Origin of the sequence: Shouchella miscanthi (genome assembly GCF_007725405.1) — a bacterium.
GTDB classification, from domain to species: domain Bacteria; phylum Bacillota; class Bacilli; order Bacillales; family Bacillaceae_D; genus Shouchella; species Shouchella hunanensis.
Map to the genome: position 1 here is coordinate 3,861,121 of NZ_CP042163.1, position 23,886 is coordinate 3,885,006.

At 39.6% G+C, this 23,886-nt stretch carries 27 protein-coding genes; 6 read left to right on the top strand and 21 right to left on the bottom strand.

The window, feature by feature from the left end; all coding sequences use genetic code 11:
- Window positions 1-61: 61 nt before the first annotated feature.
- The 8 genes from FPV17_RS19715 to FPV17_RS19750 all read right to left on the bottom strand — a co-directional run bounded on the left by FPV17_RS19715 (window position 62) and on the right by FPV17_RS19750 (window position 8,031).
- Window positions 62-898: a sugar phosphate isomerase/epimerase family protein gene (locus FPV17_RS19715; protein ID WP_035393700.1), complete on the bottom strand. Its 837-nt coding sequence runs from the start codon at window positions 896-898 to the stop codon at window positions 62-64.
- The gene (locus FPV17_RS19720; protein ID WP_060704522.1) at window positions 895-1,887 is read right to left on the bottom strand and encodes a Gfo/Idh/MocA family protein; all 993 of its coding nucleotides are present in this window, start codon (window positions 1,885-1,887) and stop codon (window positions 895-897) included. The genes FPV17_RS19715 and FPV17_RS19720 overlap by 4 nt, the downstream gene beginning before the upstream one ends.
- Window positions 1,888-1,905: 18 nt before the next feature.
- Window positions 1,906-2,922, bottom strand: coding sequence for a Gfo/Idh/MocA family protein (locus tag FPV17_RS19725; protein WP_144560181.1), 1,017 nt, complete (start codon window positions 2,920-2,922; stop codon window positions 1,906-1,908).
- Window positions 2,923-2,951: 29 nt separating this feature from the next.
- Entirely contained in the window at window positions 2,952-3,761 is an 810-nt protein-coding gene (locus tag FPV17_RS19730; RefSeq protein ID WP_144560182.1) for a carbohydrate ABC transporter permease, read from the bottom strand.
- 21 nt (window positions 3,762-3,782) lie between these two features.
- Window positions 3,783-4,712: a carbohydrate ABC transporter permease gene (locus FPV17_RS19735; protein ID WP_144560183.1), complete on the bottom strand. Its 930-nt coding sequence runs from the start codon at window positions 4,710-4,712 to the stop codon at window positions 3,783-3,785.
- 18 nt (window positions 4,713-4,730) lie between these two features.
- Entirely contained in the window at window positions 4,731-5,987 is a 1,257-nt protein-coding gene (locus FPV17_RS19740; protein ID WP_246117076.1) for an ABC transporter substrate-binding protein, read from the bottom strand.
- Window positions 5,988-5,999: 12 nt separating this feature from the next.
- On the bottom strand, window positions 6,000-7,190 hold the full coding sequence (locus FPV17_RS19745) for an ROK family transcriptional regulator (protein ID WP_144560184.1): 1,191 nt from the start codon (window positions 7,188-7,190) through the stop codon (window positions 6,000-6,002).
- A gap of 295 nt (window positions 7,191-7,485) precedes the next feature.
- Entirely contained in the window at window positions 7,486-8,031 is a 546-nt protein-coding gene (locus tag FPV17_RS19750) for a phosphatase PAP2 family protein (protein ID WP_052007618.1), read from the bottom strand.
- A gap of 430 nt (window positions 8,032-8,461) precedes the next feature.
- On the opposite strand from FPV17_RS19750, the gene FPV17_RS19755 reads away from it, so the two are divergent.
- On the top strand, window positions 8,462-9,088 hold the full coding sequence (locus tag FPV17_RS19755) for an alpha/beta fold hydrolase (RefSeq protein WP_144560185.1): 627 nt from the start codon (window positions 8,462-8,464) through the stop codon (window positions 9,086-9,088).
- A 121-nt stretch (window positions 9,089-9,209) separates the two neighbouring features.
- Here the strand turns inward: FPV17_RS19755 and FPV17_RS19760 are convergent, their stop codons facing one another.
- From FPV17_RS19760 to FPV17_RS19770, 3 genes are all read right to left on the bottom strand, one after another.
- Window positions 9,210-10,028, bottom strand: a complete 819-nt coding sequence (locus FPV17_RS19760; protein WP_060704518.1) for an STAS domain-containing protein — start codon at window positions 10,026-10,028, stop codon at window positions 9,210-9,212.
- A gap of 126 nt (window positions 10,029-10,154) precedes the next feature.
- Complete coding sequence (locus tag FPV17_RS19765) at window positions 10,155-10,622, bottom strand: helix-turn-helix transcriptional regulator (RefSeq protein ID WP_035393716.1); 468 nt, start codon at window positions 10,620-10,622, stop codon at window positions 10,155-10,157.
- Between the two features lie 292 nt (window positions 10,623-10,914).
- Window positions 10,915-11,781 (bottom strand): helix-turn-helix domain-containing protein, encoded by an 867-nt coding sequence (locus FPV17_RS19770; RefSeq protein WP_144560186.1) that lies wholly within the window; start codon window positions 11,779-11,781, stop codon window positions 10,915-10,917.
- Window positions 11,782-11,925: 144 nt separating this feature from the next.
- Here FPV17_RS19770 and FPV17_RS19775 point away from each other — a divergent pair, with 144 nt between their 5' ends.
- On the top strand, window positions 11,926-12,534 hold the full coding sequence (locus FPV17_RS19775) for a DUF1541 domain-containing protein (protein ID WP_144560187.1): 609 nt from the start codon (window positions 11,926-11,928) through the stop codon (window positions 12,532-12,534).
- 214 nt (window positions 12,535-12,748) lie between these two features.
- Here FPV17_RS19775 and FPV17_RS19780 read toward each other — a convergent pair whose 3' ends face one another.
- The 8 genes from FPV17_RS19780 to FPV17_RS19810 all read right to left on the bottom strand — a co-directional run bounded on the left by FPV17_RS19780 (window position 12,749) and on the right by FPV17_RS19810 (window position 17,408).
- Entirely contained in the window at window positions 12,749-14,140 is a 1,392-nt protein-coding gene (locus tag FPV17_RS19780) for a catalase (protein WP_144560188.1), read from the bottom strand.
- Window positions 14,141-14,225: 85 nt separating this feature from the next.
- A complete protein-coding gene (locus FPV17_RS19785; protein WP_144560189.1) occupies window positions 14,226-14,699 on the bottom strand; it encodes a GNAT family N-acetyltransferase in 474 nt (157 codons plus the stop codon).
- A gap of 34 nt (window positions 14,700-14,733) precedes the next feature.
- Entirely contained in the window at window positions 14,734-15,471 is a 738-nt protein-coding gene (locus FPV17_RS19790) for a nucleotidyltransferase domain-containing protein (RefSeq protein ID WP_144560190.1), read from the bottom strand.
- A gap of 58 nt (window positions 15,472-15,529) precedes the next feature.
- Window positions 15,530-15,679, bottom strand: a complete 150-nt coding sequence (locus FPV17_RS22110; RefSeq protein ID WP_186370671.1) for a hypothetical protein — start codon at window positions 15,677-15,679, stop codon at window positions 15,530-15,532.
- Window positions 15,680-15,873: 194 nt separating this feature from the next.
- Window positions 15,874-16,059: a ZinT/AdcA family metal-binding protein gene (locus FPV17_RS22455; protein ID WP_144560545.1), complete on the bottom strand. Its 186-nt coding sequence runs from the start codon at window positions 16,057-16,059 to the stop codon at window positions 15,874-15,876.
- Between the two features lie 226 nt (window positions 16,060-16,285).
- Entirely contained in the window at window positions 16,286-16,861 is a 576-nt protein-coding gene (locus FPV17_RS19800) for a zinc metalloprotease (protein ID WP_144560191.1), read from the bottom strand.
- A complete protein-coding gene (locus FPV17_RS19805) occupies window positions 16,858-17,169 on the bottom strand; it encodes a hypothetical protein (RefSeq protein ID WP_144560192.1) in 312 nt (103 codons plus the stop codon). Before FPV17_RS19805 ends, FPV17_RS19800 begins: the two co-directional genes overlap by 4 nt.
- Complete coding sequence (locus FPV17_RS19810) at window positions 17,166-17,408, bottom strand: hypothetical protein (protein WP_144560193.1); 243 nt, start codon at window positions 17,406-17,408, stop codon at window positions 17,166-17,168. Before FPV17_RS19810 ends, FPV17_RS19805 begins: the two co-directional genes overlap by 4 nt.
- 540 nt (window positions 17,409-17,948) lie before the next feature.
- On the opposite strand from FPV17_RS19810, the gene FPV17_RS19815 reads away from it, so the two are divergent.
- The 4 genes from FPV17_RS19815 to FPV17_RS19830 all read left to right on the top strand — a co-directional run bounded on the left by FPV17_RS19815 (window position 17,949) and on the right by FPV17_RS19830 (window position 21,117).
- Entirely contained in the window at window positions 17,949-18,722 is a 774-nt protein-coding gene (locus tag FPV17_RS19815; RefSeq protein ID WP_186370672.1) for a S8 family serine peptidase, read from the top strand.
- A 1-nt stretch (window position 18,723) separates the two neighbouring features.
- Window positions 18,724-19,347, top strand: coding sequence for a hypothetical protein (locus FPV17_RS19820; RefSeq protein ID WP_144560195.1), 624 nt, complete (start codon window positions 18,724-18,726; stop codon window positions 19,345-19,347).
- A 260-nt stretch (window positions 19,348-19,607) separates the two neighbouring features.
- Window positions 19,608-20,132 (top strand): hypothetical protein, encoded by a 525-nt coding sequence (locus tag FPV17_RS19825; protein ID WP_144560196.1) that lies wholly within the window; start codon window positions 19,608-19,610, stop codon window positions 20,130-20,132.
- Window positions 20,133-20,478: 346 nt separating this feature from the next.
- Window positions 20,479-21,117 carry an SGNH/GDSL hydrolase family protein gene (locus tag FPV17_RS19830; RefSeq protein WP_144560197.1) on the top strand — a complete coding sequence of 213 codons (639 nt, stop codon included), beginning with the start codon at window positions 20,479-20,481 and terminating at the stop codon, window positions 21,115-21,117.
- A gap of 23 nt (window positions 21,118-21,140) precedes the next feature.
- Here FPV17_RS19830 and FPV17_RS19835 read toward each other — a convergent pair whose 3' ends face one another.
- Both FPV17_RS19835 and FPV17_RS19840 read right to left on the bottom strand, forming a co-directional pair.
- On the bottom strand, window positions 21,141-22,373 hold the full coding sequence (locus FPV17_RS19835; protein ID WP_144560198.1) for an acyl-CoA thioesterase/bile acid-CoA:amino acid N-acyltransferase family protein: 1,233 nt from the start codon (window positions 22,371-22,373) through the stop codon (window positions 21,141-21,143).
- Window positions 22,374-22,425: 52 nt separating this feature from the next.
- Window positions 22,426-23,610, bottom strand: a complete 1,185-nt coding sequence (locus FPV17_RS19840) for an MFS transporter (RefSeq protein WP_144560199.1) — start codon at window positions 23,608-23,610, stop codon at window positions 22,426-22,428.
- Window positions 23,611-23,886: the final 276 nt, after the last annotated feature.

Genomic DNA, 23,886 nt, shown 5'->3' on the forward strand with positions numbered 1-23,886 from the left:
AACGCTTTTTTTGGAAAAACCAAATAAAAAAACGACCGAAGCGGCCGTTTTTTCTCAACGTCTAGTATGGCGTTAGATGCGGTGCCAATAAAAGGTCCATCTGTCTAGACGTATCATATGCAAGCGCTGCTGGATCATAGGTATACGGTGTTAATTCGGCTGTTAATGCTCCTCTATAGCCAATCTGCTGAAGTTCCTCCATTACAGCTTGCCAGTTTACGTCTCCTGCTAATAAATTCGTAAAACCAGTAATCGTACCGACGCTCGTTTTAAAATCCTTTACATGGACTTTTAAAATGCGCTCTCCTAATATCCGAATCCACTGCTCTGGATAGCCAAATTGAAGAACATTTCCAACATCAAAGTACGCACCTACGTGAGTAGAGTTCACCTCATCAATATAACGAACCATTTCAAGAGGTGATAGCAAAAAGCGGTTCCAGACGTTTTCAATTCCTATTTTAACATTTAACTCTTCCGCTACTGAGGCAAGCTCTTTCACTGCCGCAATGCTGCGCTCATAACATTCATCGTACCGCACATCTTCCGTCACGATTCCTGGAACAACAAGGACCGTACTAACGTCTAATTCATGTGCTAGTTCAAGCATTTTCCTTACAACGTATTTCCCTTGCTCTTGCATTTTTTCTTCAGCAGAAGAAAGGGGTGTTTGCCATAATAATGCGGTTGATAGGCTATCCATTTCAAGCCCGGCCGCTTTTATTTGCGCCTTTATCTTTTTCCCTTCTTCTACCGTTGTATCAAGGGTTAGTCCCACTTCTCCTGGCTTCCCTACATTTAATTCGATTGATGAGAATCCGGCCTGTTTTGTCCATTCTAGCACGCGATCAAGAGGTGTTCCTGCTGGATAGCACCATTGGTTTATCCCTTTTTTCATCGAGGTACCTGCTCTCCCTCACCTAATGCAACAACGTCACCTTTAGCTGCAGAAGCGTAAGCACCAATCGCCACTTCTAACGCTTTCAATCCATCAATACCTGTCACTGACGGATTGCGCTTTTTTCGAACACTTTCAATAAAATCTCGAACAAGGCTATCATCCATGTTGTCGCCCCAGAAATTGTATTGAAGACCACCGCTATGGTAAAGATCCAATTTCTGCGCTTGGGCATCGACTTTCAAAGTTCCTTTTGTACCGATAAATTCTAATGTCACGTCTCCCCAAATAGGGAAGTTCGGATTTCTAGACCAACTACAGTCTAGTGTAGCAAAGACACCGTTTTGAAACGTTAGCGATAAAATCCCCGCATCATCAATGGCTTCAGCCGAAAAATGTTGATCGATTTCAGCGTAAACATCGGCTACGTCTTCTTGTAAAATCCAGCGCATAACATCCACCACATGGACGGTATGGTCAATAACAGCCCCACCACCTGCGAGCTGCTTATCATTAAACCATCCTCCAGGATTCTTGCCTCGGTTCGTCCCTTTCATTGCTAAGATAGCGCCAAATTCACCTGCGTCAATACGGGCCTTTGCCCGTTTAATGGCTTCATTAAAGCGGACTGGAAAAGCGGTTTGCAGGAGAACGCCAGCTTCTTCGCATGCAGCAATGATGGCCTGTGCGTCTTCAACCGTATGGGCAAGCGGTTTTTCACATAATACCGCAGCTCCTGCTTTTGCTGCAGCGACTGCATGCTCTTTATGGCGTGCATTTTCAGATGTCACAACCACTGCATCAAGTCCTTGAGCCAACAATTCATGATACGATCTATAGTAGTCCGTTTTATAGTGTTGAGCCGCTTCTTGGCCACGCTTTTCATTATCATCGGCTATTCCTACTACTGTCACCCCATCAATGGTCACTAAACTAGATGCATAGGCATGGGCATGACCATGGGCAAAACTAATTATTCCTACTTTCATAACGTCTCCTCCTTCAAATTAGTGAGCTACTGTCTGAGAATGAATGGTGATCGGCTTCTTTTCCTTAATTGACTGTAAAGCAGCCATTCCAATCTCCACTGCTTTGAGCGCATCCTCCGCTGTCACGATCGGCTCTTTCCCTGATTGGATACACTGGATAAAATGACTCAATTCCGTATAGTAAGGGGAGTGCTGTAAAGGACTTTCAGGAACCGCTACACCTGGTTTCCCATCCGGGCTTGCTTTTTCCGCTACGAGCGCTTGGTTTTTTTGACTATCGTAGTGGAGGATGCCCTCTTTACCAGCAAGTTCAAATGATGTACGGAAGCCTTCATGCGCCCACGTACCTTCTAGGTGGGCAATGACACCGTTTGCAAAACGAAGGGTCACTAGAGCGTAATCCTTTCGCTCTTCATTTATACCTGCGACGCCTGCCAGATTCCTTGCATATACCCGTTCCACCTCACCAAAGCACCACCGTAAGAAGTCGAAATCATGAACCATTAAGTCGAGAACGAGTCCACCACTCCGATCTGTGTTTGCGTACCAATCTTCCGTCGCAATAGGATAAGAACCTCCTCTTGTTGTTCGAACAACACCAACTTTTCCAACTGCTCCTTCATCAAGTGCTTGCTTTGCTTTTTGATATTCTGGAAAAAAGCGGACAACGTGACCAACGAAAAGGGCAACACCTTGTTTTCGGCAATAAGCAACCATCTCTTCTGCAGCTTCAAGCGAACGAGCTAATGGCTTCTCACAAATAATAGATACCTTTACATCAGCCGCTTTTTTCACTAATGCTGGATGAAGATCAGTAGGAACACAAATTGAAATGACGTCAATTTCCTCTCCTATTTCTCTAATTGCTTCATCAAACGAATAGAAAGACTTGGCGCCTGATTTCTCCCCCCATTCGTTTGCTCGTTCTTCCTTCACATCAACCACTGCTGTTAGCTTCGTATCGTTCATTTTCATAAAGCTAGAGGCGTGCACTGCCCCCATCGTCCCAAGACCAACCACCATGACTCGTAACATTTGTCCCATCTCCTTTTTTTCATCTCTTATTATCTTCGCACTCCACCTAGGGCAATTCCTGCTATTAAATACTTTTGTAAGAAAAGAAACATAAGTAACATTGGTATAGTTGACATGAGTGCAGCTGCCATAAGTAATGGGTATTCTGTTGAATATTGCCCTTCAAAATTTGCAATCCCAACAGAAAGGACGCGCATATCGGCAGAGTTAGTCATGACAAGTGGCCACATAAAATCATTCCATGAAGCTAAGACGGTAAAAATTCCAAGAGCCACAAGTGCTGGCTTTGCATTTGGTAAAATCACACGCCAATAGACACCCCATTTAGAACACCCATCCATTATTGCCGCTTCATCCAGTTCTTTTGGTATCCCCATAAAAAACTGACGTAATAAAAACACCCCAAATGCACTGAATATACCAGGAACAATTAAAGCATAGAACGTATTAATCCAGCCAAACTGTGAGAGCAATGCATAATTCGGGATAAGTATGACTTGGATTGGCACCATTAAAACCGATAAGATCACAAGAAACAATGTATTCTTAAAAGGAAAATCCAATCGGGCGAAGGCATATGCTGCCATCGAGCAAAGAAATAACTGTGAGGCTGTTCGTACAACCGTCACAAAAATAGTGTTGGCGTAATACGTTAGAAAATCTGCACTCTCAAATACCCGCGCATAATTATCAAAGCGAAACTGCTTCGGAAAGACTGTGGGTGGGATTTGCATCGACTCTAAATACGACTTAAATGAGGTCGAAACCATCCAAAAGAAAGGAATAACCATGACAATTGCGCCAACTAGCAACAAGATATGAATCCAGCTTTTTTTCATACAACGCCACCCTTTCTGGCATTACCCATCATAATGCACCCATTTTTTCTGACCAGCGAACTGTAAAATCGTCATCCCAAGAATAAGTAAAAACAACACAAATGCCTGGGCTGAGGCGTAACCCATCTGGGAAAACATAAAGCCTGACTCATAGACACCATATACGATCGTTCTTAACGGTCCTACAAGGGCAGTTGTATCACCAATCATGACAAACAATAAATCAAATACTTGCAGAGAGCTAATCATTGCCGTGACCATAACAAAAAATAATGTAGGCGTAATGAGCGGTAACGTAATGGAAAAAAACTGCCTTATTTTTGAAGCACCATCGATTTCTGCCGCTTCGTAGTACCCTGTATCCACATTCTGAAGCCCGGCTAAAATGAGAATGACATTATTTCCTATTGTCATCCAAACGTAGACAGCAACGACGGATAGAAGTGCAATAGAAGGGTTAAACAACCACTCCGGTTGTGGTAAGCCTACCGCGCCAAGAATATAGTTGAACAGCCCATATTCGGTATTGTATAGCCATTTCCATACCATCCCTACCGCAATTGGCATTGTGACGACAGGGAGAAAATACAGAGCTCGATACACGATCATTCCTTTAATGCGTTGGTTGAGCAAGACAGCAATCAGTGTCGCTATTGCAATTGAAGCAGGGACAGCAACCAGCATAAAGACCAACGTGTTTAAAAGCGACCGCAAAAAGATAGGACTAGTAAAGAGTGCGATAAGATTATCCATTCCAGCAAATGAAGGGGCTGTTAGTCCATCCCAATGTGTAAATGATAAGGCAAAGGAAGCCATCGCAGGTCCAATGTAAAATGTCATTAACCCTAATACCGTCGGTCCAATAAACAAAAGTGCCCACCACGCATCTTTTGACCATTTCTTCTTTTTCGTTGAAGGTGTAGACCTTACCGTTACCGAAGCGCGCGCCATTTACTTTCCCCCTTCTTCTTACTCATCTAATCCTTGATTTAACATTCGCTCCATTTCAAGACCCACTCGTTCGAGCACGTCTTCCATTGGTTCACCTGATAAAAACGCTCCTTGAATTTCAGTTGTCTCCATTCGCTGCCATTCCATTGTGTTTCGTGATAGCGGATAGGGAGAACCCGTTTCCTGAGCGTCAATGAAGACTTGTAAGTTCATGTCCGGTAAAGATTCCAACCATAAATCTGCTGCTGTTCGAGCCGCTGGTGTCGAAAAGCCAGTTTCTGCAATAATGGTGTTCCCTGTCTCACCTGTCAGTTCCTTCATCAGTTCCCACGCAAGCTCTGGGTGTTCTGCTCCTCTATTCATCGCCCAGCTAATGCCATGCAATATCGCTGTATCTTCTTTATAGCTTGGAAGTGGTGCAACATCTACCTTATCTCCAAGTTCTTCTCGATACATCACTGCCATAACGGATATAGCCGGCATCATCGCTAATTGGTTGGACATAAATAACTGATTATTGTCGTTTTGAATTTGTGATTTAATGTCTGGTGAAATTCCTTGATCGATTAACCGCTCTACAAACTGGAACGCTTCTACTGCTGCATCTGATCGAAAGCCTGACTGGGTTTGATCCTCGCTAACAATGGCCCCTCCAGCTTGATGAATATAATTGTAGTAACCCGATTGATTGTGAACGATTGGGGCCAAATAGCCATAGATACCTTCTTCTTTATTCGTCAACTCGGCTCCGACCCGCTCAATGTCTTCCCATGTCCACGATTCATCTGGATAATCCACACCCGCTTGATCAAAAATGTCTTTGTTGTAGTAAAGCCCAACAGCATCCACGAAGTAAGGAGCGCCATAAAGATTGTCGTCGTAACTATATAAATCGATCATACTTTCGTAATAATCACTTTTTTCAAAGTCTGCATCACCCTCTATAAAAGGCTCTAAATTTTGGATTAATCCAGGCTGCGCATATTGATAAAAGTTAACCGCGTTCATCCAAAAGAGATCCGGACCCGCCCCACCTCCAATACTTGTCCTTAAGGTTGTCCAATACTGTGAAAACGGGCTGTACGTAACTGTTACCTCAACACCTGGATGTTTTTCTTTAAATGATGCAATGGCGCCATCTATGGCGTCACTTGCTTTTTCATCCCATAGCGCAATACTAATCGACTGATTTCCAGTATCGTCATTACCATTGCTACACCCGATTAGCCCTAACGCAAGAACAGAAAGACTTAACCATTTCGCCACCCTTTTCACTACTTCTCCTCCTTACCCATTTTGCTGTCGTAAAAATACATTGTATTTTCCAACCTGCATTTCATCTTGAAGCAAAACTGCCAGCGCTCCTAACAAGTTCATATCGTTACCTAACGCCGTTTGCCTCATCTCGAAATCCTTCTGGACGATGTTCATGGCTCTCTTTTCAATTTTCTCTCGCAGTATCGCTAAAAGTGGTTCGTTATTGACCACATGTGCACCATTCAAGATAACCGCCTGAGGATTCATAAAGTGAAGCACATTCGTAATCGCAACAGCAATGTACTCCGCCATCTCTTCAACAATTTTTAATGCAAAAGGATCGCCTTCACATGCTGCCTCCACAAAATGAATAGCCGTTACTTTTTCAGGATTAAAGTCCGCTCTCGCAACAATGGCGCCTCCCTCTTGTTGGGTAAACCATCCTGATAGAATACGTGCATAAATGGCCGGCCAGCTTACATAATTCTCTAAACAGCCCTGATTGCCACACGAACAACCTATTCCTCCTGGAACAACAGACATATGCCCAATTTCCCCTGCACTTCCGCTATAACCTCGAAAGATATGATCATGGACAACAAGTCCTGCACCTACTCCTTCATCAATGGAAAGATACAGCATTTCCTGATACGGCGCATCACCAAACAGTTTCTCCGCAACCACCAGTGCATTTAGATCATTTTCAACGAAGACTTGAAGTCCAAATGCTTCTTCCACACGTTGTTTAAGCTCAATTTGATACAAATCGAGTTTCGCATTATAGAGAATGACGCCATTTTTCGCATCAACAACGCCAGGACAAACGATGGAGATCCCAACGAACTTTGAGTGACTCTCAAGAATAGGATGAACAAACAGAGAAAGGGATTTTAAAAGGTGCTCGACATAGGCATCGCCTTTTACATTTTGAACTTGGTATACCATTTCGTTCTTTCGTTCACCCGATAAATTAAGAACCGCCATTTGAATAGAAGAATTACGTAACGATACCGCAATAATAAATGCCTTATTGGGATTAAACCGATAAAGCACAGGCTTTCTCCCACCAGTCGAGTCACCTGTCCCCTCCTCCATAACATAATCTTCTTTCATCAGTTTCGCTAAAATGGTCGAAACCGTCGTTTGACTCACCTGCACTTTTTCAGCCAGCTCTGCCTTTGACAAAGGACCTTGCGCACGAATAAGATTTAATACATTCACGCGGTTGACTTCATGTAATTTAGTTTTAATGTATCATCCCTCACTTCAAAAAGTATTTTTAAAAAGTTAGACGTTAAAAGCAGTTATTCTAACGCACACTAGCAAAATAATCGACTAATCCTTCGAAGTTCTTCCAATTGCTTTTAAATCTAGTTTACAATAGAAAGAAACAATAAGTAAATGAATTTTCTAATAATTATTTAGCGTCCATGCAAAAAAGCCTGTTGGGTAAGGGTGTCCCAACAAGCCCTTTCATCTAGCTTACCCTAATGATTTACTTAACGTACGTTTACACTTATGAAACCCGTTTGGTTACATGACGACGAGTCCCTCTTTCTAATTTGTTTAAGCTTTTCTTAAGAAGAAATACAACAAGAAGGGCGATGCTAACCCCTGCAAAGACATCCAGCGGATAATGATGACCAAGGTAAACGCGTGAAAGACCGATAAGCCCAGCACACAGAAGAAGTAAGCTACCCACTTTTTTATGAAAGACGGCGATTCCAAGCGCAATCGCAAAAGCAGCAAGCGTATGGTTGGAAGGAAAGCTGGACGCGGTATTATGTAAAACGAGTAGGTTCACATCATGCTCGATAAAAGGTCTCGGTCGATAAAACAGCCCTTTTACCACATACCCTATACCCATTGAAACAACAAGAGCCGCTCCTGTAAACAATGCGGTTTTCATATATATTTTTTTCTTTAAACCAACTATAAAAAAACCAAACAACGCGAATGCCAACAAAATCGTGACATATTCAGAACTCCATAACATGATCCTATCAAGCATCTTGTATTGGCCAGATAAGTCGTTTATTAAACGGAATAGATGATAATCCATGGTGCACTCCTTTACCTAGTAAACTTGCATATTACAAGAGAGTAGCACCTTTCATTTGATAGTGGAAGGGAAAAGATGCGGAAATGGTGTGTAAAAACATTGTTTTCACTAGAAACGTATAATGGAGGATGGCCAAGACACCTTTACCGCCAAATGAATATGTCATGAGTAGCAACCTCTTGTTATACTTATAGAAACATATAAAAAGGTGTGTTCATTATTGGTACCCTCTTTTTACTGACCGCTATAGCCATTAGCGGTATACTTTTTTTAATTTATTCTTTTACATCAAATCCAGATTCAGATCACCAAGTGGAAGTAGCCGAATTGGTGTATTTACTTCCTTTAGTTCCGGTTCTCATTTATCTTGTTTTCATTTATATGAAGTATAACAAAGGAGAGAAATAGCTCTAAAAGGAGAGAAAAGCGAGTGAACATATTTATTCATGGTCTTGGGCAAAAGCCTTCGAGCTGGAATCGCACCATTCAAGGATTATCGGTTGCTGAGACAGTCGAGTGTCCTACTATCGTTTCTTTGCTTAACGGGACAGAAGCTACTTATGAAAACGTCTATCAACGTTTTGTCGAATGGTGCAATCATTCAGATGAACCCCTTCACCTAACAGGTTTATCACTAGGTGGAATCCTTTCCCTTCATTACGCAAAGGATCACCCTGAAAAAGTGGCTTCACTCTGTTTGATTGGCACTCAATGCGTCATGCCCAAACGGTTGTTACAGGTGCAATCTGTTATTTTTCGTCTATTACCAAGTCGTCTCTTTCACCAAGAAGGGCTTCAGAAGCGAGACTTTATTTCGCTAACTCGCTCAATGGAAGATCTGGATTTTCGCGCTTCATTGGCTGGGATTACTTGTCCTACTCTCATTCTCTACGGTGGAAGAGATTATTTAAATAAACGAGCGTCGTTTCAATTGGCCAAGTCTATACCTAACAGTAAGCTCCTTTGCATTCCTGATGCCGGTCATGAAGTGAATGAAGATCAACCATTCCCCCTTGCAAATGCCCTCCAATCTTTTTACAAAAACCTCTCCTCTTAACGAACACAGGCTACTGATCTGTTACAAATTTAGTGGAAGGAAAAAAATAAAAGCAGTGCCATTTGGCACTGCTTTTATCCACTCTTCAAAGAGGGGCGCTTTCCCCTCAGCCTCAAGAACATTATTGGTCAATCGAAATCTTTCCAAATGCTTGCCTTAATGAACTATAAATTTTCAAGTCTACTTTAATACCTAATGAAACCATTGTTTGAGCAATTTCAGGACGAACCCCACTAATCATTGTTTCGATTCCAATCAATTTTAGTGCATCGACAACTTTAAAGATTTGGGCAGCGACCATCGTATCAATGACACTTACACCTGACAAATCAAGAATAATGTATTTTAAACCAAGCTGAGAGCCTTTGTCTAATGCATTCGTCATCAAATATTGCGCTCGCTTTGTATCAATTTCACCGATAATCGGAATAATTCCCACTTCATCGGTTAACTGCACAAGAGGAACAGAGAGTTCGTCAATGGCATATTTCGCCACTTCAATATTGTTTGCATAATCTCTCATATAGGTTTGGCTCACCTTTTGGATCGCCAAGTCTACAATTTGATTAAATTTTGAAATGACGTCATACAAATGATTAAAGGAAAAGCCCCCTTCTTCTGCTTGATCTTTAATAATGACACCAATTCGATCACGGTAATACGTAATTTCTTTTAACGCTACATCCAATTTTAAATCAAGAGATACTAACAAGCCTGCAACAGCTTCTCCCCAGTTATCCATTGCTTCTTCAGATTCTTCTTTATCCTTTAAAAATGAATGTGCATAGACTTCAATAAGCTCGTGTCGCCACGGTTTTAGCCTTGAAACGAGTGTCGCTTCGTCTATATGATCATGCGACGGAGGCATGTTCGCTAATGCCATTTTCTCAGCTAAAATGGTTTCTGTAATGGGCTTTAAATAGTCTTTGGATTTGATCATATCTCTATCTTCTCCTGCATCTACATTCTATTATTCGCTTGATACTTTCTATTCTATAGAGTAACACAAAGTAAGCAGTAATACCTTATACCACCGAATTTCCTATCTATTTCCTTTTTCATTCCCCTATCGCTTTTCATATCGTCCTTTAGCAAGATGTTCCAATGTTTGAAGAGCTGTTTCGTAGCTGAATGTACTTTCTATTCTGTAATCTAAATCATCAATAATCCGATAATGTTGGCTTATAATATTCTGTTGAAGCCTGTAGCTCCCCAATGTTTTAACACTTTTCCACCAAATTTTTCCACCTTTTGTTTTTTGACGCACAATCGTTTCACGATCATCACTCAATAGCTTAATCACTTCTAATGGGTCGCCACCAAATAACCGTTCAAGAATCTCACTTTCTTGAAAAATGGCACAAATGGCACAAACGAGTGTCCACCCTGCCCGGAGGTGACCTGACTCTAACTGAACGATGGTTTTCTTTGTGATACCTAACGCATTTGCCATTTGCGTTTCAGTAAGATGACTTTCTTTTCTTAAAGCACCCACATTTCGAGATACGACAATAATGACATAGTTACGATCCATCTTTGACACTCCACTTTTTTCTCATTATCTTACTCTACTTTCAATTATCTGACTATAGAAGCTTCTGTCCAATAGCCAAACAACGATCTTATCCTATAGTTCTTTTCGAATTTATGCGTCATTTACCATGATGACTGTTTTATGTAACTTCCTTACAAACCCTTCCCTAGACGCACCAAATCTACATACTATTTCCATTTTATCTTTCTTGCGTTCAATATGCGAAAGATTTTCGTCTTATTTTTATGATGTTAACTAAAAAGAAACCCTCCCTATGCAAGGGAAGGTCTCGTTAGTCATCAAAAGTGAGGTTCTGTGGCGCATCATCCATTTCAAATTGCCAATCAACATTTGTTGTAGGAACGGTCTTCTTTACTTCTTGAAAGATTAAACTGTCTAACCATACTTGTCCGGGGCCCGATACATTTAGACCAAAAGCAATTAAGTCACTCTCTTCCGGTATATCTAGAACGATACTATAGATATTCCAATCGGTATCTCCTACAATTTTACGGTTATACATATTATCAAATTGGAGAACATCTTGTTGCTTATTATCCACTCTCATCCATAATCCACAATATTCCTGAATGCCATTCGTTTTCACAAAGCCAGAAAGCTTCATGCGCTTTCCTACGTATTTATCTGCTTTGAATTGTTGCATAAGTGTAACAAATCCGCCAATTGGTTTTTCCATAATTCCCTTTATATAAGCAGACTGCTTTCCTTGATGGACAACTTTAGTATCAAGCCCGACCTCATAATGCTGTGGTTTGTCCCCTGCTAACATCCATCCTTTTATCGGTGTCACATCCATCGTTTGATCCCCTTCCTTTAATTCCTTTAATAGTGAACGATATCTTCCTGGTGGGAGCCCATACTCTTTTTGGAATGCTCGTGTAAACGACTCCTGACTCTCAAAGCCAACACTTAATGCAATTTCAATAATTCGTACTTTTGTATGGATTAATAAAGATGAAGCATACGCCAGTCGTCTTTTTCGTACATACTCAACTAAACTCAACTTAAACTCAGCAATAAATTTACGATGAAAATGAGAGGGTGAATACCCCATCCTTCTCGCAACCGTTTTAAGTTGAATCCGTTCAAATAGTATCTGTTCGATCTCTTGCATACACTTTTGCGAGAATGTAGACATTTAATCACCTCCACTTCTTACGCACAGTATACGCTATACTACATTGACAACATTTGATCTATTTTGCTTTCTTTTTTAAAGTCGAGCATGCTTTTGAGTAGATTGGAGAATCTAATGACACGACCTTAAAAAGGAGTGTCATCGATGCAATTGAACACATTTATTAAGCATACAGGCATATGCTGTACGCTGATTATGCTTGTAACTGGTTGTGGCGTCCACCAAAATGGCGGTCAACCACACCCTTTAAAGGAACACACTGACCATTTTCAAACATTACATGAATCAAAAAATCGTCAGGACATTGGGACAATTCAACAGCACTATTCTGATGAGGTTCCACCTCACCTGGAAGCAGTGGAAAACCCAACGTATCCAGTCGGTTCTAAAGCAATCATTCTGTATGATGCCATTCCTGGAATGGCGTATGCCGTCGCAACGATTAAAGGAGCTTATGAAACAACGGCATACGAAGTTCAGTATGAAGCAGCTAGTCATTCTGAGCCTTTACATTATAAGTGGATCATACACGAAGATATTAACTCTGACGGGGAAACTTCTATCGAAAATGAGGCGTTTGTCCAGCTCAATACATCTATTCCTCCATTAAATGGAGAGAGGGTAAAAATTGTGGATCAACGGGAGACAACCGTTTATATGATTGATTTTATCTCTAATTCCAAAGAAGACGTTCAAAATTTCAAATGGGTAACAGAAGAGGACTTAAAACCAATTAAACAGAAGAGTCGTTAAACTCTTCTGTTTCCTTTTACTTACGATTTAAAAAACGAATGCCGTAACTAGCAGATAGCTAACGAAGCCACCTTTACTGAACAGGATGGCGACATGGCTAATTGAAAAATTGCTGTTCCCCAACTAATTATTTCTAGCGACAAAAGCACCACCCCCATTTATTTACAGTGTAACACCATGTTGCTTGCTAGATGTACATAATCGAGGAAACGCCTTATCTCTCGTTGTTCATATTCTGTTTAATTCTTGTGGAAAGTTCTGGTGATACATTGTTTAACTCAGCTAACACATTTTGTTGTAAATCCTGTTCTACATCCTTTAACTGGCTACCAATGTTTAGAATTAAATCCTCTTGTTCTTTTTCTGGTAACGCTTCAAAGAATAGTCGTGGTTGAGTGTAATCATTTTGTTTCTCAATGTCCGATCGTTGCATAATTCCTTCTATATACCGGCCATCTCCACTCGTCACTAAATCTCCTGGCGTCCAGTTCGATTGCTGATTAACAGGTACTTTCCGAAACTCTGAACCAATTCGATGACGCTGTGAATCCCAATAAATATTGGCACGTCCTTGAAGCATTTTGTCATCTGAAAGCTCTACACCTTCTAACAAATGACTAGGAGAAAAAGCGGCTTTTTCCACTTGCTCTTCAAAATCATCAGGGTTCTTATTAAGGGTCATTTTCCCAATTGGAAGAAACGGGAACTGTTGTTCATCCCAAACTTTCGTATCATCCAGAGGATCATACGGTAAGTCTTTTGCAATCTCCATATCCATTATTTGTGCGTATAAGCCATATTCTACTTTTCCACCAGCTTTAATGGTGTCATACAGATCCTGACCTGCCACATCAGGATTTTCACCCGCTAACCGAACAGCCTCACTGTTTCGAATGTAGCGTTCCCCTGCAAGTGGAAACCACGCCAGCTTCACATAACGGCGCTCTCCGTTCGTATTTTTCCAGACGTAGGTATTCACGCTATGGCCGGGAATATGGCGGAAGCTTTTGACAGTCCCCATATTCGAATATAATCGAAGGACAAAATGCAAGGATTCTGGAGTACGTGCAACAAATCGCCAAAAACGATTCGGGTCAATTAGGTTATTTTCTGGTGATGGTAGAAAGGCTTTAATGGCTTCTGGAAAGCGAATCGTATCACGAACAGAGAATACCGGTATATGGTTACACACTAGATCATAAATTCCGTCTTGCGCGTAGAATTTCGTCGAGAACCCTCGCACATTTCTAGAAGTATCAGGGGTTCCTTTTGTGCTTACAGCAAGGGAAAACCGCACAAAGACCGGAAGCTGTGTCCCAGCTTGTTGCATAAAGGATAATGACGTATACAGAGACATCGAATAATACGTTTCAAAGTATCCGAACGCTCCAAATCCTTTTACATGAACAGGTCGCTCTCTTATCTTTTCGTGAATAAACGTTTGTAACGTTTCATGTTCAATATTATCCTGTTTTATAATCGGTCCACGCTTGCCAATGGTTTGTGAATGAAGTCTTGCTGGTTGGTCTTGATCCCAGTTATGAGAACTTCGATTTCCTGAAAATGGCGGTGGAAACGATTGAGTATAAGAATACGTATCATTCATATGTACACGCTCCTTCATCATACGTTTTCTTCATACCTATGAAGGAGCAAGAGAGATTAGCCTTTCAAATACTCTATTTATTTTTTTACATAGCCTCCCATCTATACGTCAGTAGAACATTCCCCTCCCCATATTGAGGTACGGATTTTTTCTCTATTAGTTTTGCGCCCATTCGCTCATAAAAAGATTTACTTTTATTCGCCTCTAGCACCTCAACAGTTGCCGTTTGATGCCCAAGGCTAGCTAGTTCTTCAAGGATGGTTTGTATGAGCATTTTTCCAATACCTTCACCTTGATAGGCCTCTAAAATGTACAATGTCAAAATGAGGGCAGTTGATTGTCTCGCACTCGTAAAACCAACAATGTGACCATCAATTTCGCATACATAAATAAGCTGATCCTCGTCTTTAACATGATGTAACCAGCTTTTTGCTCGATTTTCAACTGAAACACCAGCAAGAATTTCAGCTTTTATTATGCCTGTATATGTTGTGAGCCACGACTGGACATGTACGGACGCAATACCGTTTACATCTGCTTCACTTGCTTTACGCAGCATTGAAATCCTCCCTTCACTATGTTTATTCGCCTTACTAACTGTCGCCCATCACCTTATTCTTCCCTAAAGAAAACCCATCGAATAACGGGCCTCCTGCTTCATCTAATGCTAGCTGAGTCAACGCTACAACCTTTTCTTTTCGCCCAGTTTGGTAATAGTATTCAAATGCTTGACGAAAAGACTCAGCATAGTCGCAGTCGTAAGCATACAAACATCGATAGAGCCACTTTGATTGACCGGTCCAGTGACCATTCATACGTAAAACGAACTCTCCTAACTGTTCCATTAGATGGTTAACAATGAAAAACGACTCGCCCCGCCTATGTTCACCCTTAAGATCTTCTAACGTGTCTGTAAGAAAGTATCGTTTTTCCTTTTGCATTTGTGAAGACCAAGGATAAGGCCCTTTCCGTAAAACAAATTCCGCTTCGGCTTTTACTTGTTCATAGAAGTCATTCTTATGATTAACTAGTACCACTCCATCAACCATCATTCGTTGCATAGTGGGACTCGCACTTCGTTGATCTGCTTCAAAAATAACCCGATACGATGTGGTAGAATGAACAAACCACTCAACTGGCCAACCATCTTGGTAACGCGACTCTCGAAAAGATGAAGACACTTGATTATCAAATACAATCATATCTAAATCAGACGTTTTCGTGTGTTCATTTCGAGCAACGCTCCCTGCCAATAAGGCTAGCTCGCATGTTGGAAAACGATACGCTACTAGCTCCTTCGCCGTTTTAATCGCTTTCGTGCGGTCAATCATCAGCGAACCCCCTCAACCTAATTGTTAACGCTTCCATTTTTATAGAAAAGAAACACTGTCACTTCGAGTGTTCTTTCTTGTTTAATCCTTTTTCAATGAGCTGATAGACCGCTTTAGAAAAAGTCGATATATTGTGTTCGACTTGATAGTTTTTTACCCTTCGAACAATTTCCTCAGGAAACTTTATTAATTTCGGTATGCGATTCAACACCTGCATCTCCTCTGCATCCTATTCGCTCTAATATAGGAGATCATAGTGGTTTCCAATTTCATTGTCAACACCTGATTTTTCCCTTTGCCTCGGGGCGGTGCTTATAAATATGAAGAAACTTTTTACACTTTTTTCATAACCAAAAAAACTACCGAAATTCCTCTGGCAGTTTTTCTCTATCCATCTATATCTTAATGAAACAACATTTCGTGTACAACATCATCTGTTGTCAGATCACTAGGATAATACGTAGGCCAATTCGTTACTTCGTCTAGGGAACCGTCCAGTAAAAATGGATAAACAGACTGCCAATCTCCCTCCCAGTCAGAGAGTAAACGATCTTTAAATTGACCTTCTTCATAATAACCGGCTTTGATGGTCTGTGTTTCTTAATCTACATCATAACTATGAACATGGTGGTCGCAACCTTCCCCTCTTTAACAGCCGTCCACTTATGACCATTCAACTTTGTAGATGTACATCAGCGATTAGTGAAAGAAAGTCTATGAGGATAGCAAAAAAGACCAAGGCAAAAAAATAAACCACTTGATTCAGTGGTTAGAAAAGATAAAGCTATGACACTATCTGTTTTGTTTAATATGTTTATTTTGTTGCTTCTTTCATCCCTGTTTTATCGGCTGCTTGTGGGGTAGTAACTGTACGTGTATTACCATAGCCATAAAGAATTTTATTTTTATTTGTACTATTGTATAAATCTAACATTCCTACTGTATGTCCAAATTCATGGGTTGCTGTTCCTCTGTTGGCTGCATCAGTTCTGTTGTTCATAGCATAAGTGTTGAAGTTCATTTCCCACTTGGTTATATGACTAAAGCTGTACCATGCTCTCACATAAGCATTATATCCATCATCAGCATTTCTATAGGTTTTAACTTTGTTTGAGGTAAAAGTATTTTTATAAAAACCAATTAAACCAGTTGCATTCCATCTGGCTGCTCCAGTCTCTGCATAACCTAAGTATTTACTGGATAAGCCAGTAGTATCATAGAGAACTACTCCTCTGTCATCACCACCATGTCCATTACATCTAACTTTCCACCCTGCATTTTCAGAACCAGGTTTACAAGCAGAACTACCATGGGCAGAAGCATCTAATGGGAAAGAAAGAGATATAGTGAAAAACAGAGCTACAGCGATAAAAACAAATTTAATTTTCAATTTAGTTCCCCCTCTTTCTCGACAAGGTCTTCAAACAATTTTTTGTCTAACACCTGTTGTTCAATTTCACTATCGCTTTGTATTTGTGCCAGTTCAATATCTTCTAGGGTTTCATCAGGTAATACAATTTTTGTTATTGTATTTTCATCATCTACTCTATATACGCCGCTGATAGCTCCTTTTATAAAGTAGTCAGTATTCGGTGTTTCAGTTGTTTTTTGCAAAAAAAGAATATATCTATCCCCTTTACTAAATTGCGGAAAATCGTTAAATACAATATTTGAAGTACCTGCTTGTAGGAGGTTCATTTCAGAATCTTCATATTCGCCCGATAGAATATATTTAATACATTTGCTTTAAAGATAGATTGTGGTGATGGCTCTTCCATTTCGGTAATTAATTCTTGTATTTCTAATTCTGCTACAAGGTCAGCATCCTTCACGTTATCTTCAAAAGATATTGGGTCAAAATCGGCATGAATATGTTGTACGCTATTATCATGTAAGTGAGTATTTGGAACTACATTCACTGTATCATCGTTTACCAATTGTTGTCTTCTGCACTAGATGAACAGCCTATAAGTGTAGATAATGCTATTAAAGATACGAATTTAGAAACTGATTTCATTGAATAACCCCCTTATAAATTATCACATTCTCAATATTATATTTCTATTTGAAAAAATGTATAACTGAATTTTTCGACAAATCGGGTTGGGTTTCATCTACAAACTATGGTCAAGTGATGATGGGCATTACAATTATTACAGTAATAATTCTTACTACTTCCTAGCTATGCAAAAACATACCATCTTAGGGATGTTAAGAAGTACATTGAAGTAAGTTCAATCATACATTGTTAGAAAGTAACGCTAGATAATCGTTAAATATAGATCTTTTAATTTACAAATACGTATAGTTAATAACATTCATGTTTTGGTTATCTTTCCTCTACACTCATATATAGTCTTTATAAACTTTAGAAAAACTTTAGATATACAATCTGATTATTATAGTATAATACAAATGTCACACGTTTATAGAATATGATGGAATTTCAAATCTATTTAACTATTTACTATGAGGAGGTGAAGTACATAAAAAGATTTTTCAAAGTTTTATTTTTCACATTTTTTATTATCTTCTTTTTTCAAAATGAAGTTGATAACTCTGTAAAAGTGGCTATTATTGATAGTGGCATAAACAGTGATTTAGATTATTTTAAAGACTTTCAAATTAATTATATTGACGATTCAGACGCTGATGACATTAATCACGGGACTATGGTTGCCTCAATAATATTAGGCTTTTCAGAAGATAAAAATCTAGAAGATAATATTAAGGTTGAAAACTACAAAGTTATTGGTAATGACAGTAACGAGAAAGAACTAGACAATTTAATAAACGCTATTAACTTAGCAATTAAAGACAATGTAGACATAATTAACATTAGTTTAGGTGTTGGTTCAAACAATCCACGATTAGAAACAGTAGTTAAAAGAGCATATGAACAAGGTATATTCGTTATTGCTTCCTCTGGAAATAATGCACTCCTTGCTGCCGATTATCCTGCAAGGTATAAGTATAGTTTCTCAGTCTCTGCAATCGACAAACACAATAATTTTTTTAATTATTCAGCAAAAAAAGGTGTTGATATTGTGTCAGAAGGAGTAGATATTGAAGCTTTAGATAATCAAGGTAATAAAGTATTTGTAACGGGGACCTCTTTTGCTACTGCAACAGCTACAAGAGATATCATTGAATTAATTTACAGTAATAAAGTTACGACACCCCCTGATCTAGAAAAATACTTAGTTGAACTTGATAATAGTAATTTCAAGAAAATAAATAAGGAGATTTAAAATGAAAAAAACATTTTATATTACGTTAGTACTCTTACTAATACTGGCTTCATTACCGTTACAAAAGGCTGTTGCACAAGACAACGAACCTGATATACTGGAATCAACTTTAAATGAACTAATATCTAACAGCGAGTATCCAGAAGATTTAAATAGCGAATTAGAAAAAGAGAATTTAGAATTAATTAACTTCGATTTAGTCGAAACACAACTTGAAATAGATTTAATTACAGATGAAGATGAACACGACGCTTCTATTCAATCAAATTTACACCTTGATTTTAATAATGTTCAAGGGGCACTAGAGGTTAATTCGGTTTTAGAAGGAGAAAGCGTGACAAGTAGTTATACATTAGATATCGTTACTGTCACTGAAGATCTCATAGAATTTTCTATGACTGATCAACTCACAGGGGAAGTTTTTAATTATAGTAGCAATGAGCTATACCCTTCTGCTATTGTAGCAGTTCCAATAGGCGCATGGATTACTGCTGCTGCTCTAAAAGCATTGGCTGCCTCTGCAATTCTTATAATTGCTGGTTTAACATACGTGTTAGCAACTCATGCTATTCAAAAATTCAAAACCAAAAAAATAGAAAATATAACCATTATAGAGCAACACTAACTAATAAAAAACTTTATATTGGGGATGGAATTTCTAGAAGTGGCGCCATATCAAGAGGGAAATCTGGTAGAGACGTTTGGTCTGTCTCAAAAAATCAAGCTAAAGAAGTAGCTAAAGGTGTTAACAGAAACGGTCAACCAATACATGAGATTGACAAAGATAGAAAAGGGAAATATTATCATTGGCACCCTTATAAACGTTCACCAAAAATGCACTCATTTTATGGTTATCCTCAATAATATTTTTGAAAGGAAAAACTAATGAATTATCTAGATCTTGATAAAAAATTTAAATCTTCGAATCTGAGTCGCATGAATAACCAACAGATTGAACACATATTAAAAGAAAAATTTAAAGCAATTGAAATTCCCTTAAGTACTATTCCCCAAGACGATTATAGAAACGATGAGGAGATTAATGAAGATTATATTTATAAACTTCTTACAATAACTGATCCAGATGTTATTGTAAAAATAAGAGATGAAGCTGATGTCAAAGCTATTGGTGATGAAATAGGGTACAAAAATAAATTGTCAGACATCTCGCACCTAAATTATGATCTATTAATTAAAGAGCATAATTCCGGAAATAGAGTTTCTGTAGTTTTAGAAAAACCAAATTCGAGCAACATATCAAATTTTAAAGTTTATGGTTTTGGGCAAAATCTTGTGAACTATTTAGTAGCACGTTTAGGTGTTCCTGATATGGAGGTAGGGGATGTTTATGACCGCGCATATCAATTTTATCTTGAATGTTTATTCAAGACCGGCTTAATTAAATTTTAAATTAATTACAAAAACACCCTCCTACATTGAACTGAACTGCCCCCTGTCAAGTAGACAGTCAAAAAAAAACGCACATGAATGGTATAGCGCTTCAAACGCTATGCCATTTTTAGTGTGATTCGTTCCTCATTGGGCGACTTTCACCAACAGACTGTCGCTCTTTATAAACGCTCAAATGTTCAGATGATTATTTGTTATCCATATGTATCACATCATAAATAGTGAAAAAATTAGAACATGATATTTCCACATATAAAGAGCCCTCTTTTCTTTTTCGTACAGACAGTCGCCGTTGCTTCCTCTGTCTTTAAGAGTAAACTGTACAAAGGAGGTGAATCCGACCCTCATGCACACCTATCTCGCAATAGGGGATTCACTCACAGCAGAAGATTCACTTAGCCATCAACAAAATGGACTGATCACTCCTTATTTACAGTATTTAAAAAAAACCCTAAAAGAGCCGGTTTGTTTAAAACGTTTGGGTGAAGGGACTCTTACCGCTCGGAAACTTTACTGGTATGCATCAAACTACCAGCACGAACATCTCATTTACGACGCTTCCATTATAACCATAACGGCTGGTGGAAACGATTTCCTAGATGCTTATGGGATGGCAAAGCTGCTTCAGTCAGATCGCCCATTCTTACAAGCGGAAATGGTAACCTTCCAAGCAATGGAAACACTTCTACGCTATATCTTGTCTATTAAAGAAGGCTCACGTCAGCCCTATTGCATACGAATCGTAAATGTATACAATCCATATCCACAAGAAGAAGAACTTGATCAAGCAATACAAAGCTACAATCATCGGTTAAAAGTGTTAGAAAACCGCGGTGCTGTTCAAATAGTCAATGCGTACCAAGCTCTACAAAAAAACACAAACGAGCTACTCGCTATTGACCATGAACACCCAAATGAAAAAGGTTATCAAAAGTTACTTGCACAATTAATTGCGTCAGGTATTTCCCCTATAAACGAATCGTAAAAACAGAGAATGAGAACTGTTTTTTACGATTCTTTTTGTAGGTGTCTATGGAAGAATTGAATGACTGCTTTCCAAGATTCTATACTTGCCATTGCTGTTTCTCTTTTTCTACCACCTAGAGAAGAAGTAGCAAAAATAGGCAAGTAAGGAATCCCAATCTCATGTCCCGCTTCTGGATACAAGATCGTCTGAACATATTCACATGTCTCTGTTTGCGTTAGCAGCCCTGCCGGAAACATACCATCTTCTTGTCCAGCAATGAGTAATGTCGGTTTACCTGATTGCTCAAGTGGAATTTTTGCCTTAGGAAAATGAGCAATTTGTTCATATAGCGTCTCATACCATATCTTGAATGGATTTTCCCCTTTTAAAAAAAGTTCCTTACATGCCATCGCAATTTTTTTAGGATTAAGAGGGGTCAAATAAGGTAAAGGTGCTCCTTGGTACTTCCATGCAGGTGGTAGCCATTGCTCTTCTGACCAAGGAACAATGCCTGCCATTGAATACCTCATACCATTAAGTGAAACACAGGCGTTAATTTGCGTTACATATATACTTGACCATAGCGCAAGTTCACCACCTCGAGACGTCCCATGTATACCAATCTCACCTGTTGTCTCAGGGCGTTTTTTTAACCAATGTAAGACGGTTTCTATTTGGTCAAGATCAATATGAACTAATTGCGCTGGCCCACCTTGCACATTGAAATAGCCTATTGCAAATGTATGAAACCCTTCATTTGCTAGAGCTGCTGCGTATTCTTCATAAATTCCCCCTTCCGATCCGCCGACAATAAGAACGGTTGGCTTTCTCACTCCTTTTTCGTAGAAGTATGTACCAATGATACCCTCTTCCAACACGGCTTTTCGGGTAATAGAAGAGCAATACCAATAACGACGAATAGAAATCGAATCGAGGGTTTCCTCTTGGTGTCTCAGTGTCAACATATAGTGCCTAGGAGCGACTTTTTGCTCTTTTTCTACAGCTTGTTTCCTATTTACTTTTTCCATCGACCAAAATAGGCCCATTGCGTCCACAGCCGAATAGGATCCACTTAGCGGTGGCGTTTTACTTGGATGAATCTCTCCATTCGCATCAGAACGGAAAACCGCTCTCGATTTTAATTGATAGGTGGGTAATTCCCTTGTTAAGGTAAGTTCATAGATTTGATTAGCCTTTAACCTGTCCACGAACCAATCAACCGCTTTTGTAACAAGTGAATTCTCACCTCTTTCCCTCACCCTAATCATCGGCATGTTCTTCTCCTCTCATCAAACCACTAAAAAAAGAGCGGATCACCCGCCCTTTTTACATTCGCTTCCATGTTTTGAGCCAGATAATAAAACAACCACTCAGCAAGAGTGCTGAACCGATATAGACTACACGTATGTCCATGGCATCCGCCAGAATTCCAACCAGAAAGGCTCCAATTCCGAAAGCGAGAGTCGACACAGCTCCTTGCACCGTATACACATATACTAGTTTTTCTTCTTCAATTTGTTGTTGCAAGATCGTGTGTAAGCCTACACTTCTCATTTGTTCACAAATTCCAACACCAGCAACTAAAAAAAGCGCAAGTAGCGGAATGGCATGCAAGGCAAACACTGTTGTTAAAATTGAGCCCCCGCTGAATCCAATTAAAAGTAGCAGCGGTAACCGTCTCTCAAATACATGAGCCATTTTCACAAGGATCAAGCCAGCAAGGATAAGACCGGCAAAAAAACTGGCGTTCATGAACCCCCACCACGCTTGTGAGACATGAAGGACCTCATCTACGAACACATAAACAATTGCCGCAATCCAAACCACACCGGCAATAGCCTCTAATGCAGTTGTTGCCATGACCCGTCTGAGCCATGGCGTTTCAAGGATTTTTCTCCATCCAATGCCCATACTGACTTTCCATTCAACTGTTTGGGAATGTTGATGGTCGTGCGGCGCTTGTAAACCCACTAGCGAAAAAAACAGTGCTGCAATGATGGAAAAACCAATAACAGCAATGAATACACCCTCTGCATAAAGCAATACTAGTAGGACTCCACCAACTGGCCAGCAGCTCATACTCACTGTTTCAAAGACCACTGACGCAGTGCTATTTGCCTTCATCAAATCTGACTTAGCTACGAGTCGCGGTAGTAACGCTTGACTGGCCGGATCAGATAGGCCGTCCAGGAAGGCAATTGTACTTACAAGTAAAAAAATAGGCATCACTTGCTCAAACGAAATCAAACTAACTAAACAAAGAAACAGAACACTCTTCGTCCATTGGCTACCCGCTAGAATAGTGGGTAGCGTGTAACGTCTTAGCATTAAAGGCGCCACCAAACTAGACACGAAACGAGTACCTGTAATAACCACAGGAACCAAACTCATCATGAAAACAGAGCCAGTATGTTCCCACATAACGTCCATAAGAGCAATGATATACAGCACCATGACAGCACTATTATTGGCTTGCCCGATTAGCAACCAATAAAACCCTTTTGAGCTCATGACAAAAACACTCCTTCTACTTATTCAGTTTTAAAAAGCTGAAAAGAGAAGAAGTGTTTACACGCCCTGATCGCTCCAATCCATATAATTTTCTTATAGAGACAGTGTACCATTTTCCAGTGAGAAAATTGACAAATTTTGTAGTAATTTTTTTTGAAACTTGCGATCAGAATTCTTGAAATTCCCAGGCTTCCTATGTTAGAAATAAAGAAAATCAAGTTTTCACTATCTCACTTTCGGGAAAAAATGAATAAATGAAATCAAAGGAGCGATTGT